This window comes from Halomonas sp. KHS3, from assembly GCF_000830495.1.
Classification (GTDB): Bacteria; Pseudomonadota; Gammaproteobacteria; order Pseudomonadales; family Halomonadaceae; genus Vreelandella; species Vreelandella titanicae.
Genome location: NZ_JWHY01000007.1, coordinates 65,381 through 80,728, shown reverse-complemented (window position 1 = coordinate 80,728; position 15,348 = coordinate 65,381). Strand labels below are relative to the sequence as shown.

Annotated in this window: 16 protein-coding genes; 13 read left to right on the top strand and 3 right to left on the bottom strand. The window is 55.4% G+C overall.

The window, feature by feature from the left end:
• Nucleotides 1–129: 129 nt before the first annotated feature.
• The 11 genes from doeA (at nucleotide 130) to RO22_RS16275 (ending at nucleotide 10,667) form a co-directional block, all read left to right on the top strand.
• Nucleotides 130–1,329 carry an ectoine hydrolase DoeA gene (gene doeA / locus RO22_RS16325; RefSeq protein WP_027958052.1) on the top strand — a complete coding sequence of 400 codons (1,200 nt, stop codon included), beginning with the start codon at nucleotides 130–132 and terminating at the stop codon, nucleotides 1,327–1,329.
• 38 nt (nucleotides 1,330–1,367) lie between these two features.
• On the top strand, nucleotides 1,368–2,387 hold the full coding sequence (doeB, locus tag RO22_RS16320; protein WP_022522327.1) for a N(2)-acetyl-L-2,4-diaminobutanoate deacetylase DoeB: 1,020 nt from the start codon (nucleotides 1,368–1,370) through the stop codon (nucleotides 2,385–2,387).
• A gap of 8 nt (nucleotides 2,388–2,395) precedes the next feature.
• Nucleotides 2,396–2,872: an Lrp/AsnC family transcriptional regulator gene (locus tag RO22_RS16315; protein WP_041158840.1), complete on the top strand. Its 477-nt coding sequence runs from the start codon at nucleotides 2,396–2,398 to the stop codon at nucleotides 2,870–2,872.
• Nucleotides 2,873–3,095: 223 nt separating this feature from the next.
• Nucleotides 3,096–4,592 carry an NAD-dependent succinate-semialdehyde dehydrogenase gene (locus RO22_RS16310; protein ID WP_027958051.1) on the top strand — a complete coding sequence of 499 codons (1,497 nt, stop codon included), beginning with the start codon at nucleotides 3,096–3,098 and terminating at the stop codon, nucleotides 4,590–4,592.
• A 140-nt stretch (nucleotides 4,593–4,732) separates the two neighbouring features.
• On the top strand, nucleotides 4,733–6,166 hold the full coding sequence (locus RO22_RS16305; protein ID WP_009287349.1) for an aspartate aminotransferase family protein: 1,434 nt from the start codon (nucleotides 4,733–4,735) through the stop codon (nucleotides 6,164–6,166).
• 129 nt (nucleotides 6,167–6,295) lie between these two features.
• Nucleotides 6,296–6,973: a haloacid dehalogenase type II gene (locus tag RO22_RS16300; protein ID WP_009287348.1), complete on the top strand. Its 678-nt coding sequence runs from the start codon at nucleotides 6,296–6,298 to the stop codon at nucleotides 6,971–6,973.
• 61 nt (nucleotides 6,974–7,034) lie between these two features.
• Nucleotides 7,035–7,382 (top strand): putative quinol monooxygenase, encoded by a 348-nt coding sequence (locus tag RO22_RS16295; RefSeq protein ID WP_022522330.1) that lies wholly within the window; start codon nucleotides 7,035–7,037, stop codon nucleotides 7,380–7,382.
• A gap of 33 nt (nucleotides 7,383–7,415) precedes the next feature.
• Nucleotides 7,416–7,883 carry an S-ribosylhomocysteine lyase gene (locus RO22_RS16290; RefSeq protein ID WP_022522331.1) on the top strand — a complete coding sequence of 156 codons (468 nt, stop codon included), beginning with the start codon at nucleotides 7,416–7,418 and terminating at the stop codon, nucleotides 7,881–7,883.
• Between the two features lie 161 nt (nucleotides 7,884–8,044).
• Nucleotides 8,045–8,656: a LysE family translocator gene (locus RO22_RS16285; protein ID WP_039859375.1), complete on the top strand. Its 612-nt coding sequence runs from the start codon at nucleotides 8,045–8,047 to the stop codon at nucleotides 8,654–8,656.
• 98 nt (nucleotides 8,657–8,754) lie between these two features.
• Nucleotides 8,755–9,792, top strand: coding sequence for a CNNM domain-containing protein (locus tag RO22_RS16280; protein WP_041158839.1), 1,038 nt, complete (start codon nucleotides 8,755–8,757; stop codon nucleotides 9,790–9,792).
• 224 nt (nucleotides 9,793–10,016) lie between these two features.
• Complete coding sequence (locus RO22_RS16275) at nucleotides 10,017–10,667, top strand: peroxiredoxin (protein WP_022522333.1); 651 nt, start codon at nucleotides 10,017–10,019, stop codon at nucleotides 10,665–10,667.
• 170 nt (nucleotides 10,668–10,837) lie between these two features.
• On the opposite strand, the gene RO22_RS24225 is transcribed toward RO22_RS16275, so the two are convergent.
• The gene (locus RO22_RS24225; RefSeq protein WP_268747814.1) at nucleotides 10,838–11,035 is read right to left on the bottom strand and encodes a zf-HC2 domain-containing protein; all 198 of its coding nucleotides are present in this window, start codon (nucleotides 11,033–11,035) and stop codon (nucleotides 10,838–10,840) included.
• A 22-nt stretch (nucleotides 11,036–11,057) separates the two neighbouring features.
• A complete protein-coding gene (locus tag RO22_RS16270; protein ID WP_041158838.1) occupies nucleotides 11,058–11,627 on the bottom strand; it encodes a sigma-70 family RNA polymerase sigma factor in 570 nt (189 codons plus the stop codon).
• 173 nt (nucleotides 11,628–11,800) lie between these two features.
• Here RO22_RS16270 and RO22_RS16265 point away from each other — a divergent pair, with 173 nt between their 5' ends.
• A complete protein-coding gene (locus RO22_RS16265; RefSeq protein WP_039859457.1) occupies nucleotides 11,801–12,577 on the top strand; it encodes a ZIP family metal transporter in 777 nt (258 codons plus the stop codon).
• Between the two features lie 7 nt (nucleotides 12,578–12,584).
• Here RO22_RS16265 and RO22_RS16260 read toward each other — a convergent pair whose 3' ends face one another.
• Nucleotides 12,585–13,064, bottom strand: a complete 480-nt coding sequence (locus RO22_RS16260) for a MerR family transcriptional regulator (RefSeq protein WP_022522335.1) — start codon at nucleotides 13,062–13,064, stop codon at nucleotides 12,585–12,587.
• Between the two features lie 68 nt (nucleotides 13,065–13,132).
• On the opposite strand from RO22_RS16260, the gene RO22_RS16255 reads away from it, so the two are divergent.
• Nucleotides 13,133–15,343, top strand: a complete 2,211-nt coding sequence (locus RO22_RS16255; protein ID WP_035537837.1) for a heavy metal translocating P-type ATPase — start codon at nucleotides 13,133–13,135, stop codon at nucleotides 15,341–15,343.
• Nucleotides 15,344–15,348: the final 5 nt, after the last annotated feature.

Sequence of the window (15,348 nt, the reverse complement as noted above, 5' to 3'; positions counted from 1 at the left end):
GCTGCAAGCGCGGCAGATGCAACCCCGACGCCTGATCGGTGGTGGCCAGGTCGATCCTGTGGCCCAGCGTTGCGTGCCTATCGTAGGCAGTGCGCTGGTTCTTGGTGATCTTTAATGGCGAGTTGCCCGATGACTCAGGTTTCCCTGCCTTTCACGCGCGAAGAGTACGCTAACCGCCTGTGGAAAGTGCGTGCTGAAATGGCCAGTCGTGGTATTGACGTACTGATCGTCAGTGACCCTTCCAATATGGCTTGGCTGACCGGCTACGACGGTTGGTCGTTTTATGTGCATCAGTGTGTGCTGGTGGGCCTTGAAGGCGAGCCGGTATGGTTCGGGCGGCGCATGGATGCCAACGGTGCTCTGCTCACCTGTTGGATCGATCCCGAAAACATTACCTACTATCCAGATTACTACGTACAGAATCCGGACATGCACCCGATGGAGTATCTGGCTCAGTCGATCATGCCGGATCGCGGCTGGCATCTGGGGGTGGTGGGTATGGAGATGGATAACTACTACTTCTCCGCCAAGGCCTATCTAAGCCTACTGCGCGAACTCCCCCATGCGCGTTTTATGGATGCCAATGCGCTGGTTAACTGGTGCCGGGCGATCAAATCGCCGCAAGAAGTGGCCTATATGCGCATTGCCGCCAAGATTGTGGAAGGCATGCATACGCGTATTCTTGAAGTGATTGAGCCTGGCTTGCCCAAGAGCAAGCTGGTGTCAGAGATTTACCGCGTTGGCATCGAAGGTTTTGTGGATGAGAACGGCAAAGTATTTGGCGGCGACTATCCCGCCATAGTGCCCATGCTGCCTACTGGTAAAGACGCCGCCGCGCCACACCTAACCTGGGACGACACGCCGTTCCGCAAAGGTGAAGGTACTTTCTTTGAGATTGCCGGGGTGTTTAAACGCTATCATGCGCCGATGTCGCGCACCGTATTTCTGGGCACACCGCCGACGGATTTTATTCGCGCGGAATCAGCTCTGCTAGAAGGCATCGAAAATGGTTTGGCAGTGGCCAAACCTGGTAACCGTACGGCGGATATCGCCATGGCACTGGGTGCGGCGATGGATAAATACGGTTTTGACCGTGGCGGCGCCCGCTGTGGTTACCCTATCGGTATCTCCTATCCGCCCGACTGGGGCGAGCGCACCATGAGTCTGCGCCCCTCGGATGAAACCATTCTCCAGCCAGGCATGACGTTCCACTTCATGCCTGGGCTATGGGTCGATGACTGGGGTCTGGAAATTACCGAAAGCATTCTGATTACCGACGATGGCTGTGAGACGCTGGCCAATTTCCCGCGCCAGCTGTTTGTGAAGTAGTGCTGATATAGCTGCCCGTAACATAAAGGAATTTTTTCATGACGACGATGCGACCAAGTCCCATTTCCGCCACCGTTGATTTTGATGCCGATGGCGTGCAGCACGGCTTTTTAAAGCTACCGATCTCTACCGATGAGTCTGCCTGGGGCGCGGTGATGATTCCTGTGACCGTGGTAAAAAACGGCGAAGGCCCCACGGCACTGCTGACCGGCGGCAACCACGGCGATGAATATGAGGGCATCACCTCGCTACTGAAACTCTCTTCAACGCTGAAGGCAGAGGACGTGACAGGGCGGGTGATTATCGTGCCGTGCATGAATACTCCAGCGGTTATGGCAGGCAAGCGTACCTCTCCGATGGACAAGGGCAACCTCAACCGCAGCTTTCCCGGCGACCCCAATGGCAGCGTCACACCGCAAATTGCCGACTACTTCACCCGTGTGTTGGTACCCATGGCGGACGTGGTGCTCGACCTTCACTCGGGCGGCCGCACGCTGGATATTCTGCCCTTCGGCGCGTCTCACGTGCTGGATAATAAAGAGCAGCAGCAGGCCGCTCTGGAAGGTGCCAAAGCGTTCGGCGCCCCCTATGCCATGGTGATGTTTGAGCTGGATGCGGAAAAACTCTTCGACACTGCCTGCGAGCGCCAGGGCAAAGTCTTTGTGGCCACCGAGCTTGGCGGCGGCGGTACTTCCACCCCACAAAGCATTGCCATTGCCGAGCGCGGCGTGCGCAATTTCCTGATTCACTACGGCCTTGTAGAAGGCGAAGTGGAAATGCCCACAGGTGGGCAGCTGTATCTCGATATGCCCGACGCCAGTTGCTACGTGCAGAGCCAGCACTCGGGCGTGTTAGAGCTGTTGGTAGCGCTAGGCGACGAAGTGAAAAAAGGCCAAACCATCGCCTACGTGTACGACATGACCCGCAGTGGCACCGACCCGGTTGCTTACAAAGCAGAGCGCGACGGCATTCTAATGGCTCGCCGTGCCCCCTCACTGATCAATATGGGGGATACCCTGGCGGTGATTGCCGATGTTGTTGAACGCCTGGAGGCGTAATCCTCGGCATGATGAAACTTGACCGTTACGATCTGAAAATTCTCGATATCCTCTCCCGCGATGGGCGAATCACCAAGTCGAAGCTGGCCGAGGCGATCAACCTCTCGGTCAGCCCCTGCTGGGAGCGGGTAAAGCGCCTGGAAAAGGCTGGCATCATTGAAGGGTATACCGCGCGCATCAATGCGGACGTGTTGGTGCCGCGCAATCCTGTCTGGGTGCAGATTGAGCTCAAGCAACACAACGCTGAAAGCTTCACTCGTTTTGAAACGCTAGTGATGCAAACCCCGGAAGTTACCGAGTGCGTGGCGGTGGGCGGTGGGGTGGATTACTTAGTGAAGTTTGAAGCGCGCACCATCGATAGCTACCAGCGTTTGATGGATAAGTGGCTGGTCTCTGAAGCCGGTATCGAGCGCTACTTCACCTATATCGTGACCAAAACCGTCAAGCGCGTTCCTATAGGCATTGATACCGACGACATTCTTTAATGTAGTTTTGGCCCCCTATCGTAAGCCCACCAAAAAAAAGCACTGCCAAACGCTCTCTGACAAAAAAAGTCGCGTGATAAGTCTCGGTTTTCAAAAACACTTCGTGGCTCCTCTCCGTTAACCTGTGGGCATTCGACGGCAAGGCTAATCAGCGCTTGCTGACAATGCCACACAGTGACTGCAGCGCTCGGTTAGCCAGACTGCATTTGAGGGGGAGGTTCCCATGACCACACTATCGACCACGCTCGCCAAGCGCCTGGAAGATCCGCGTCTGTTCCGGCAGTACGCCTACGTGAACGGTAAGTGGACTCACGGGGAAGGCGGTCGCGAAGAGGCTGTCTATGACCCCGCTACCAATGAAGCCATTGGTCATATCCCGTTGCTGGAAGCCGAGCAGATAACCGCCGCTGTAGATGCCGCTGAAGCCGCTTTTGTACAGTGGCGGGCGCTACGCGCCGATGAGCGCTGCGAGCGCCTGCTGGCCTGGTATGACCTGATTCAAGCCAACCGTGAAGACCTTGCGACCATCATGACGCTGGAGCAGGGTAAGCCGCTGCCCGATGCCCGTGGGGAGGTGCAGTACGGTGCCAGTTTCGTGCGCTGGTTCGCCGAAGAGGGTAAGCGTACCTATGGCGAAACCATCCCCAGCCATATTCCCAACGCATCACTTGGTACCATTAAAGAGCCGGTGGGAATCGCGGCGATGATTACGCCATGGAACTTTCCGTTGGCGATGATTACCCGCAAAGCTGCGGCGGCGCTGGCAGCGGGCTGCCCGGTGATCGTCAAACCCGCCAATGAAACGCCCTTCTCGGCGTTGGCGCTGGCGGAGCTGGCCGAGCGTGCTGGGATTCCCGCGGGGATTTTCAATGTGGTGCTGGGCGATCCTGCGGAAGTCTCAAAGATTCTCTGCGCCGAATCGCGTATTCGGGCGTTGTCGTTCACCGGTTCCACCCGCGTGGGCCGTCTGCTGATTGAGCAGAGCGCTAATACCGTCAAGCGGCTCTCCCTGGAGTTGGGGGGCAATGCGCCGTTTATTGTTGGGCCCGATATGGATCCCAAAGAGGCGGCCTTTGCGGCCATTGACGCCAAGTTCCAAACCGCTGGGCAGGACTGTCTGGCTGCCAATCGCATTCTGGTGCATGAATCTATCCACGATGAATTCGTAGAGCATTTCAGCGAGCGTATGGCGGCGCTTACCGTGGGCAATGGCCTCCACAGTGAGATAGATCTTGGCCCGTTGATTCACCGTCAGGCGGTAGAAAAGGCGGCCGCGATTGTCGATGACGCCATTTCCAAAGGCGCCAAGATGGTGGGTGGTGATCAAAGCCAGGCACCGGGGGAAAATTTCTTTATGCCGGTGATGCTGACCGGCGTGACGGCGCAGATGAAAGTGTGGCGGGAAGAGAACTTCGCGCCTGTGGCCGGGATCACCGCCTATAGCACCGACGACGAAGTGATTGAAATGGCCAACGACACTGAGTACGGCCTGGCGGCGTATATCTACACCCACGATATTCGCCGCATCTGGAAGCTGATGCGCGCCCTGGAGTACGGCATGGTCAGCGTTAACTCGGTTAAGATGACCGGCCCGCCGGTTCCCTTTGGTGGCGTGAAGCAGTCTGGCCTTGGCCGTGAAGGCGGTGCCACGGGTATCGATGAATACCTGGAAACGAAGTATTACTGCCTGGGCGCGCTGGGCTCAGTATCGGGTAGTTAAGTCCGGGAACTTGAGTTGGCCTTGTGGGAGGCCGGCTCGGCCGGGCGAAGGCACCGTTAGGTGCCTAAAAATAAGTTCATCATTAATGAATAAAGCACCTCCCCGCTGACTGGGGAGGTTTACCGTACAGAGAGAACACTATGAGCTTGCATCAGGATTTGATCGAACGCGACCGTAAAGTCACTTTCCACGCCTCTACCCACTTGCGCGATTTCGCCCATGGCGATGCGCCGGGCCGCGTGATTACCGGCGGCAAAGGCATCAATATCGTGGATAAGGACGGCCGCGAATTTATCGACGGCTTTGCCGGGCTTTACTGCGTCAACATCGGCTACGGGCGCACCGAAGTCGCCGAGGCGATCTATAAGCAGGCACTTGAACTCTCTTACTACCATACCTACGTAGGTCACTCCAACGAGCCGCAGATCGAGCTTTCCGAGCGTATTCTAAAAATCGCCGGGATGAATATGTCCAAGGTTTACTACGGCATGTCGGGTTCTGATGCCAACGAAACCCAGCTCAAGATCGTACGCTACTACAACAACGTGCTGGGCCGTCCGCAGAAGAAAAAGGTTATCTCACGTATGCGTGGTTACCATGGTTCGGGCATTGCCTCGGGCTCGCTGACCGGCCTGAAAGCATTCCACGACCACTTCGATCTGCCCATCGATACCATTCGCCATACCGAAGCGCCGCATTACTACCTGCGTGCCGCCGAACAGCACGGCATGACCGAGCTGGAGTTCTCTGCGTATTGCGCTGAGAAACTGGAAGCGATGATTCTGGAAGAAGGCCCGGATACCGTGGCCGCCTTTATCGGTGAGCCGGTACTGGGTACTGGCGGTATCGTACCGCCGCCGGAAGGCTACTGGGATGCCATTCAAAGCGTGCTGGCGAAGTATGACGTGCTGCTGATTGCCGATGAAGTGGTCTGTGGCTTTGGCCGTACCGGCTCTGACTTCGGTAGCCACCACTACAATATGAAGCCTGACCTGGTCACCATCGCCAAGGGCTTAACTAGCGCCTACCAGCCGCTCTCCGGCGTGATTGTTGGCGAGAAGGTGTGGCAGGTGCTGGAGCAGGGCACCGGTGAGTATGGCCCCATCGGCCACGGCTGGACCTACTCTGGCCACGCTCTGGGCTGTGCGGCAGGGCTTGCCAACCTGGATATCATCGAGCGTGAAAACCTGGTGGGTAACGCGTCGGAAACCGGTGCTTACTTCCAGCAGCAGCTAAAAGCCAATTTCGAAGGTCATCCGCTGCTGGGCGACGTTCGTGGTGTAGGCCTGATGGCGGCACTGGAGTTCTCTCCGGATGCCAAGCAGCGCCTGCACTTCGACCCAGCGCTTAAAGTCGGCCCTCGCGTGGCGGCTGCCGCCATGGAAGAGAACCTGATTGCCCGGGCCATGCCGCAAGGCGATATTCTCGGCTTTGCGCCGCCGCTGACCATTAATCGTGGTGAAGTGGACGAGATGATTGGCCGCGCCAAGCGCGCCATTGACCGGGTTACCGATGAGCTTACGCGCTCTGGCGACCTGAAAAGCGGTGAAAAAGAGGCCGCGTTTACGGTCTGACCGAGTGTCGTAGTCTTCTGAGCGCCGCTGCCTGTGCAGCGGCGCTTTTGTTATTGAAGGTGTCGTCTATGCTAAAGATATAAGCTGAACTCAGGTCACAATCAATTGAAAGTTAAGGAGTAGCCAACGATGCAACCGGTCTTAGCCTTCGATGTATACGGTACGCTGATCGATACCCAAGGCGTTACCGTTGAGCTCGAACATCGCCTAACGGATGCTTCCAAAGCTGGCGAATTTGCTCGCCGCTGGCGCGATAAGCAGCTTGAGTACAGCTTTCGCCACGGCCTGATGGGGGCTTACGTGCCGTTCTCGGAGTGCACCCGCGAAGCGCTGGTTTTTATTGACCGCGCACTGCAAACCGGGCTTTCGGATAATGACCAAGATCATCTGATGGCGGTGTATGCTGAGCTGCCCGCGTTTGACGATGTAGTGCCTGCGCTCGATCAGCTTCGCGAAGCAGGCATACGCTGCGTGGCGTTTTCGAACGGCACAGCAGATGCCGTGTCCAAGTTACTCACTCGAGCAGGCGTTGAGAGCCATATGGACGATGTAATCAGCGCCGATGAGGTAAAACGCTTTAAGCCAGACCCAGCAGTGTACGCGCATTTGCGTAGCCGCTTAGAGACACGCCCCGAGCACACATGGTTGGTTTCCAGTAACCCTTTTGATGTGATTGGCGCCACCCATGCAGGCCTACGCAGTGCCTGGATACGGCGCAGTTCCGACGCCCCTTTCGACCCTTGGGGTGTCGAGCCGGATATGACGGTTACCGATCTAGAAGCATTGGCCGAGCGCATAATCCGCTAGGTTGTTAACCTACGTCGACAAGCCGCATAATGACGTACGCTTAACGACTTAGGAGATGACCATGTCAGAAAAAATTTACTGTGTTGCCGGTTTTAAGCCCAAACCTGGCAAAGAAGAAGCGGTATTCAAAGCGCTTCAGTCGTTAGAGCCGAACACCCACCGGGAAGATGCGTGCATTCACTACACCGTAACCCGGCAGATTGATAACCCCTTCGCCCAGGGCACCAGTTATCCGATTGTTTTTCATGAAATCTGGGCCAGTCGCGAAGAGTTTGAAGCCCATTGTCAGCGCAAAGAGATTCAAGACTTCTTTGCCAAGCACGTTGAAGCGCCGGATGGCGATATCGAAGATGCCAACGTGTGTGTTTATACCGACGAACCATGGAATTTTGACGCGCCCAAGGTTTAAGCGAATCAAGGTTTCAGTGAAAAAGGAGCCAACATGACCGATAAAAAGATGAACGTCGAGAGCTTTAACCTGGATCACACCAAGGTAAAAGCCCCGTACGTTCGGTTAGCCGATATTAAAGAAGGCCAGAACGGCGACCGTATTCATAAATATGACCTGCGTATCTGCCAGCCCAATAAAGAGCATATGGAGATGCCGGCGCTGCACTCCCTTGAGCACTTGATGGCTGAGCTGTCGCGCAATCACACCGATAAAGTGGTCGATATCAGCCCCATGGGCTGCCAAACCGGCTTCTACATCGCAATGATTAACCACGACGACTACGACGGTGTGATCACTATCATCGAACAAACCCTGAACGATGTGCTAGAAGCCACCGAAGTACCTGCCTGCAACGAGATGCAGTGCGGCTGGGCCGCCAGCCACAGCCTGGAAGGCGCTAAAGAATTGGCCAAAGGCCTACTGGCCAAGCGTAGTGAGTGGACTGAAGTGTTCGCCTAAGCGCTATGTGGCAGCAAAAGGTCGTTAGACGGCGCCTCCCCCTTGTTACATATAGCAAAGGGGAGGCGTTTTTATTGAGCGTGCTTTAACGAATGGAAAACGCCGACCAACAGTGACATGCTGGCGCATTGAAAGCATTTTTTCATGGGGGAGGCGTTACTATGCTGTTGGACACGTGGCTTTTATACCTAATCGCCTGCCTTGGCCTTTCGCTTTCGCCTGGGCCAAACGGCCTGCTGGCGCTGACCCACGGCGCGCTACATGGCAGCCGTAGAACCCTGTTTACCATCGTAGGCGGCGCCACAGGATTTATGCTGATTATTGCCCTGTGCATGTTTGGCATTGGTGCGCTGCTTAAGTCGTCGGTGGTGTGGTTAACAGTGCTGAAATGGGTCGGTGGGGGGTATCTTATTTGGCTGGGTATCCAGGTATGGCGCTCGCCGCCGATTACGGGCGAGGTGGATGTGAGCGCAAGCCAAGCGAGAGGGTGGCATCTGTACCGCCAGGGGGTGCTGGCATCGGTTACCAACCCCAAGGTACTGTTATTTTTTAGCGCTTTTCTACCTCAGTTTATCGACCCACAGCGCAGTTTGATGCTGCAATATTTCGTGCTGGCAGGCACCTTTGTGGCTATTGAATGTATGGTTGAAGGCCTGCTCGCCAATATGGCTAACCGCATTCGCCACTGGCTGAAGCGTGTTGGCCGCGGCTTCAATCGCACTTGCGGCGGCATCTTCGTTGCCATCGGGACTGCGTTGCCGCTGCGCCCATGAATGCGGCTTTGCGTGGTGGCGAGCGCACGATAGAGAACCATTGACTTCCGCTTATGATGCCCCTATAAACTGGGTACAACCCATCACTCTAGGCCCTCATGTTCCTCCTAATCACGATTGCTACCCTTTCAATCGCGTTCTCGTTTTTATGTTCCATCCTTGAAGCGGCGCTTCTTTCAATTACACCCAGCTATATTGCTAAGCAGAAAGAAGACAACCCCAAGCTGCACGCCTCGCTTACGCGCCTGAAGGCTAATATCGACCGGCCCCTAGCCGCTATTTTGACGCTCAATACGATTGCCCATACTGTGGGTGCAACTGCTGTGGGGGCTCAAGCGGCGGTCGTGTTTGGCGAAGCCTCTATTGCCATCGTTTCGGCAGTAATGACAATGGCGATTTTAATACTGTCGGAAATTATTCCTAAAACCATAGGCGCGACGTACTGGCGCGGCTTGTCACCGTATTTGCCACGCCTGTTAAACCCGATGATCATTGGCTTGCTGCCTTTTATCTGGATGTCGGAGCAGATCACCCGCCGGCTAGGTAAGTCAGAGCATGATGTCGATCTGCGTGATGAAATTAAAGTACTTGCCCGCGTCGGCCTGGAAGAGAAGGTTCTGGACGAGGACGAGTCGCGCACCATTATCAATATGCTCAACTTGCACGATATCGTCGTCAGCAAAGCGATGACGCCGCGCACGGTGTGTGAAACCGTTTTGCCTGACATGACCGTGAAAACGTTCGATGAGCAGTATGGCAAAGCACCGTTTACGCGCTTCCCAGTGATGGGCAACGGTGAGCAGGCCTTTGGTTATGTGCATAAAGCAGATATGTACCACGCTGACGATGCCAAAACGATGCGCGAGTTGATGCATCCGATTGGCAGCGTGGACGTCTCACATAACATCGAGCAGGTATTCACCTCTATGCTAAAAGATCACCTGCACATGCGGGTTGTCTACGACGAGCATGGCACTTTTGTAGGTTTAATCACGTTAGAAGACATTATCGAAACCATTCTGGGGCAAGATATTGTTGATGAGACCGACAATGTGGCCAATCTACGCCACTATGCTAAACAGCAGTGGATCAAGCGGGTTAAACGGGAAGATAAAGCTGCCAAAGCAGCCGAGTAATCCCAAAGAAGGTGCTCTCTGTTGTTGATTTAAAGCGGCGCCTTGGGGCGCCGTTCTGCTTTTACAGGCATTTATATTCAGGCTTTTACGCCGTTAGACTACGCTTGGCAGAGCGAGTGAACGTTGTACTACGACTCGCTGTCTTAGCGCTAAATGATCTATAGTGAAGGTGTTGAAAGTCAAATAAGCTATTAGGGCGTCTAACGCCCATTAAGGAGGAAAGCATGTCATTACGTATTAATGCAGTCGTGCCCGATTTCGAAGCGGAGACGAGCCAAGGGCCGATTCGTTTTCATGACTGGATTGGCGACAGCTGGGCGATCCTGTTTTCGCATCCTAAAGACTTTACCCCGGTTTGCACGACAGAATTCGGTGCCGTCGCGCAGCTGAGCGCAGAGTGGAAGAAACGTGGCACCAAAGTAATCGGTGTTTCCGTGGATGGTGTTGAAGACCACAAACGCTGGGGCAATGACATCCAAACCGTCAGCGGCAGCGAAGTCGATTTTCCGATCATCGCCGACGACGGTCTTACGGTGTCAAAGCTGTATGACATGCTGCCGGAAGATGCCTACCTGCCCGATGGCCGCACGCCAGCAGACAGCGCAACGGTGCGCTCGGTGTTTATTATCGGGCCGGATAAGCAGTTGAAGCTTTCCATGACCTATCCAATGACCGTAGGGCGTAACTTTGCGGAAATCCTACGCGCCCTGGATGCATTGCAAACCACGACGAAACACGGCGTTGCCACCCCAGCCGATTGGACGATAGGTCAGGACGTGATTATTCCGCCTAGCGTTTCTGACGCCGATGCCAAGCAGAAGTATGGCGAGTATGAAACGGTTCTGCCTTACCTGCGTAAGACGCCACTGCGTTAATTGCGTTAGTAGAATAGTGTAAAAAGCGAAAAGCCAGCGCCTATGCGCTGGCTTTTGCATGGGCCATCAAGTGGACTCTATACAATGTTTTTGTCGGGCGTACGTAGGAGTTCGCTGACGGAGAAGCGAAGCAGGAGAGAGTAGTGGTTTGCAGCACTTAGCCGAAAAAGCTAATCGTCTAGCGTTTTGCGGGAAGAGGTTCGCGAGGCGGGGTGGTGGTCGCTAATGTTGTGCAACAGATCAAATTGGCGGGCGCAGTGACGGCAATCCCGGCACATCGATAGGTGAAGGCGAAGAGCCATCTTTTCACGCAATGTTAATATTTTGTCCTGTTTTAAAGACATCAACCTCGTGGCTTCGCGGCACATAAGCATATCAGGTTCCCCTCAGCTAATTTAACCAACCATGATCCAAGCACTCTCTTAGCCGTAAACGCGCACGGTGTAAGATGACCCAGCAGTTGGTTTCAGTAATGCCGGTTTCCTTACAGACCTCTGTGGTGGAGAGCCCCATGAGTTCACGCAAGGTAAATACGCGTGCGATATTCTCCGGTAAGGCTATCAAGCAGGCATCAAATACTTGCCAAAAACGCTGGTTTTCTAACACCTGCTCAGGCTCTCCCCAGTGGCTGGGGCGGGCAGCGCTCTGCCAGTGACCATCCTGTTGAAATAGACGGTCAAAGGTGTCGTCATCTAAGTCCAGGCCTAACGGTTGCCAAGTACCTTGACGGCGCTGTTGACGCAGTTGATCCAGAATTTTGTATTTTAATATGCCAAATACCCAGGTCTCGAACTCGGAGCGCCCTTCAAAGGTGGCGCTTTTCTCAAAGGCGGTGAGCAGGGTCTCCTGTACAGCATCTTCAGCGGCGGTAGAGTCGCGTAACTGCAGGCGCGCAAAGGCTACTAAGCGGGGGCGTAGCTGGGTAAAGTGGGCAGCGGCGAACGTAGCGGAATGAGGCACGAGAATCCCCTTTTAATGTTCCCAAGGCGCACTACTGACATCGCGCTAATGAAAACCATCGTTATTTATTCATTAGGCATTAATGCGTTAAAGTACGTGTTGATACCACGTTAGACAACAACGTGTCGTTCTCTTTGATGCCTTTCTGAATGCCAACCGAGTTTATGCTGTCCATGGAAAATACGTTGTTATTAGGGTTTTTGGGCAGCTTAATTGCTGGATTGTTGACGGCGGTAGGTGCGCTACCGGTGCTGCTAGGTAAAACGCCTAGCCGTGGCTTTCGTGATTTGGCGTTAGGTTTTGCGGCGGGGGTAATGCTGGCAGCGTCATTCTTTTCGCTGATTATTCCAGCGCTTGACGCTGCGGAAATCTATTATCCCGGTGGCCCCGTGCCCGCCGCGATTGTTTGTGCGGCTATTTTGTTAGGAATGGGCGCGATTGCGCTGCTTAACGAGCATCTGCCCCATGAGCATTTTGCCCAGGGCCGTGAAGGGCCGGAGGCTGCATCGCTTCGCCGGGTGTGGCTGTTTGTGTTTGCGATTACTATCCACAACCTGCCGGAAGGCATGGCAGTGGGCGTTGGCTTTGGGGCCAATGGGTTAGAGGGCGGTATGCCCCTGGCGATCGGTATTGGCTTACAGAACATGCCAGAAGGACTCGCCGTTGCGGTCGCCTTAATGGGCGAGGGCTACTCAAAGTGGCGCTCCTGGTCGATTGCTGCGCTAACCGGCCTAATCGAGCCCGTTGGCGGGCTATTTGGTGCCAGTATTGTCAGCGTTTCCCAAATACTGCTGCCCTGGGGCCTGGCCTTTGCCGCCGGCGCGATGCTGTACGTGATCAGCCACGAAATCATCCCCGAAACCCACCGCTGCGGGCACCAGAAAAAAGCCACCTTTGGCTTGGCGATGGGGCTGGTGATTATGCTGTTCTTGGATGTGTGGCTGGGTTAATTGCGCGTTAACCTATGACATCCGCGCCACCGTGAGGCCCCGTTTGATGGCACAACCGGTGGTCGCTGAGTACGTCAATAATATGGCACTGGCCAACATTGCCCCCCGCACATTGATTGATCATGCGTTTGAGCTCATCGCGTACCGAGGTGAGTCGTGCAAGTCGTGCCTCGACCTCGGCTAGGTGACGCTTCGCTAGCGTGTCTACCTCTTCGCAGGGCATAGTGGGGTAATCCGCCATTTGTAACAGCTCCCGGACTGCCTCCACCGAAAAGCCAAAATCCCGCGCATGGCGAATAAACGTCAAACGGCGGATAGCAGCAGTAGTGTAGCGCCGCTGATTGCCTTCGTTGCGCGGTGCTGAAGGCAGTAGCCCAATCTGTTCGTAGTAGCGCACCGTTTCTGGCTTGCAGCCGGACTCGCGTGCCAGCTCACCAATGCCGATATAACGCTCAGTGGCAGTTGGCTCAGGGGTTTGATCTTTCATTACTTGAACCTCTAGTGACTACAGGTATTACGCTGCTCCTAAGATAGACTAACTTGGAGCAAAGAGCGATGAGTACGACCACACCGGCTAAAACCTCTGCAGTTTCTCCGTCGCCGACCACCCTGCGCGTGCAAGGTATGGACTGCGGTGGCTGCGAACGTAAAGTTGAGGCGGCGCTAAATCGTTTAAACCATGTTGAACATGTTTCCGCGAGTTCTGTCACCGGCTCGGTGCGATTAACCGCACCGCCCGGTAAGACCCTGCCACATTCCGATATTGAGTCAACGATCACGGCTCTGGGCTACCAGGTAATCGATGAGTCGGTGAACACAACTGAATCGGAAAAGTCGTCCTCATGGTGGCAGTCGCCTAAAGGGCGTTTGGTGATTGTCAGCGGTGTATTGCTGGCGCTTGCCTGGGGGCTTAAATTCGCCTGGCCCACCCTGGGCAGTTGGCCGTTCATCGCCGCAACGGTCGTTGGTCTTGTGCCGGTTATTCAGCGTGCTTGGCAGGCGCTTAAGATGGGTAACCCGTTCACCATTGAAATGCTGATGAGCATCGCAGCCCTAGGGGCACTGGCGATAAACGCCGCCGCTGAAGCGGCAGTGGTGGTGTTTCTATTTGCAGTGGGGGAGATGCTGGAAGGCGTTGCCGCCGCTCAGGCGCGCCGCAGTATTTCGGCGCTTTCCAAGCTGACTCCCTCTACTGCGCGGTTGATGGAGCAGGGCGAAGCTCGGGAAGTTGCTGCCGCGTCTCTGGTGCCGGGGCAACGAGTGCAGGTACGCCCTGGCGACCGTCTGCCCTGTGACGGGCAAATTATTGCCGGTCACTCCTCGATTGATGAATCGCCTGTGAATGGTGAGTCGGTGCCACGGGAGCGTAGCGAAGGCGAGTCAGTATTTGCTGGCACCGTCAATCTGGATGGCGTGCTTGAAGTTGAGGTAACCCGCAGCGCTGAAAACAACACCATCGCCCGAGTGATTAAGCTCGTGGAGGAGGCTCAAGCGGCCAAAGCACCGGTGGCGCGTTTTATTGACCGCTTTGCGTTTTACTATATGCCGGCGGTCGTCGGGGTGGCGCTGCTGGTCGCTATCGTACCGCCGCTGGTATCGACGATGCTGTGGTCGGAATCCATCTATCGCGCCCTAGCGCTACTGCTTATTGCTTGCCCCTGTGCGCTGGTGATTTCGACGCCCGCGGCCATTGCAGCCGGGTTATCGGTGGGCGCTCGCAACGGTCTGCTGATGAAAGGCGGTGCGGTATTAGAGCAGTTAGGCAAACTCAAGCGGGTCGCGCTGGATAAAACCGGCACGCTAACCGCGGGCAAACCCACCGTGACGGATGTAGAGAGCCTTGAAGCTGGTAGCCGTCTTGATAAAAGCCGTTGCGCTGAGATAGTGCGTCTTGCTGCCGCTCTGGAGCAGGGCTCGAGTCACCCCCTCGCTGTGGCGATCAGTGACTATTATGACCGGCAGGAGGGGGCTTCGGTACCTACTGTGCAAGGTGCTCGTGCGCTAGCAGGGCAGGGCGTTGCCGGACACGTCGAAGGACGTGAGTTAATGCTGGTGAGCCCGCGCTATTTACAATCTTTCACCCAGCACACCGGTGAGATAAAAGCCCGTATTGCGGCGTTGGAAGCGCAGGGCAAAAGCCTGGCCGTACTGATAGAAAGAGGGATAGAAGGAGAGGACGGGATAGAAAGTGAGCGCCTATTAGGACTAATCGCTCTGCGTGATGAACCCCGTGAAGATGCTCGCGAAGGTCTTCAAGCGTTAGAGCGCCTAGGTGTGCAAGCCGTGATGCTCAGCGGTGATAATGCCCGCACCGTGGCGGCCATTGGTGAACAGTTGGGCATTGAAGCAGAAGGCGAGCTGATGCCGGAAGATAAAGCCCAGCGCGTGCGCGAGTGGCAGGCGCAAGGGCTTGGGCCAGTGGGTAAAGTGGGCGATGGTATTAACGATGCACCGGCACTCGCAGCGGCAGAAGTGGGTATTGCCATGGGTAGCGGTACCGATGTGGCGCTTGAAACCGCCGACGCCGCGCTGCTTAAAAACCGCGTAGGTGGGATAGCCGAGATGATCGCACTTTCCCGGGCGACCATGCGCAATGTAAAAACCAACGTGGCCTTGGCGCTTGGCTTCAAGGCGCTGTTTTTGGTCTCTACGGTGCTGGGGATTACAGGGATGTGGGTCGCGGTAATGGCTGACACTGGGGCGACCGTGCTGGTCACCCTCAATGCATTGTACTTATTGCGTTACCGCTTTAATGAAATTGGCTAGAAAGC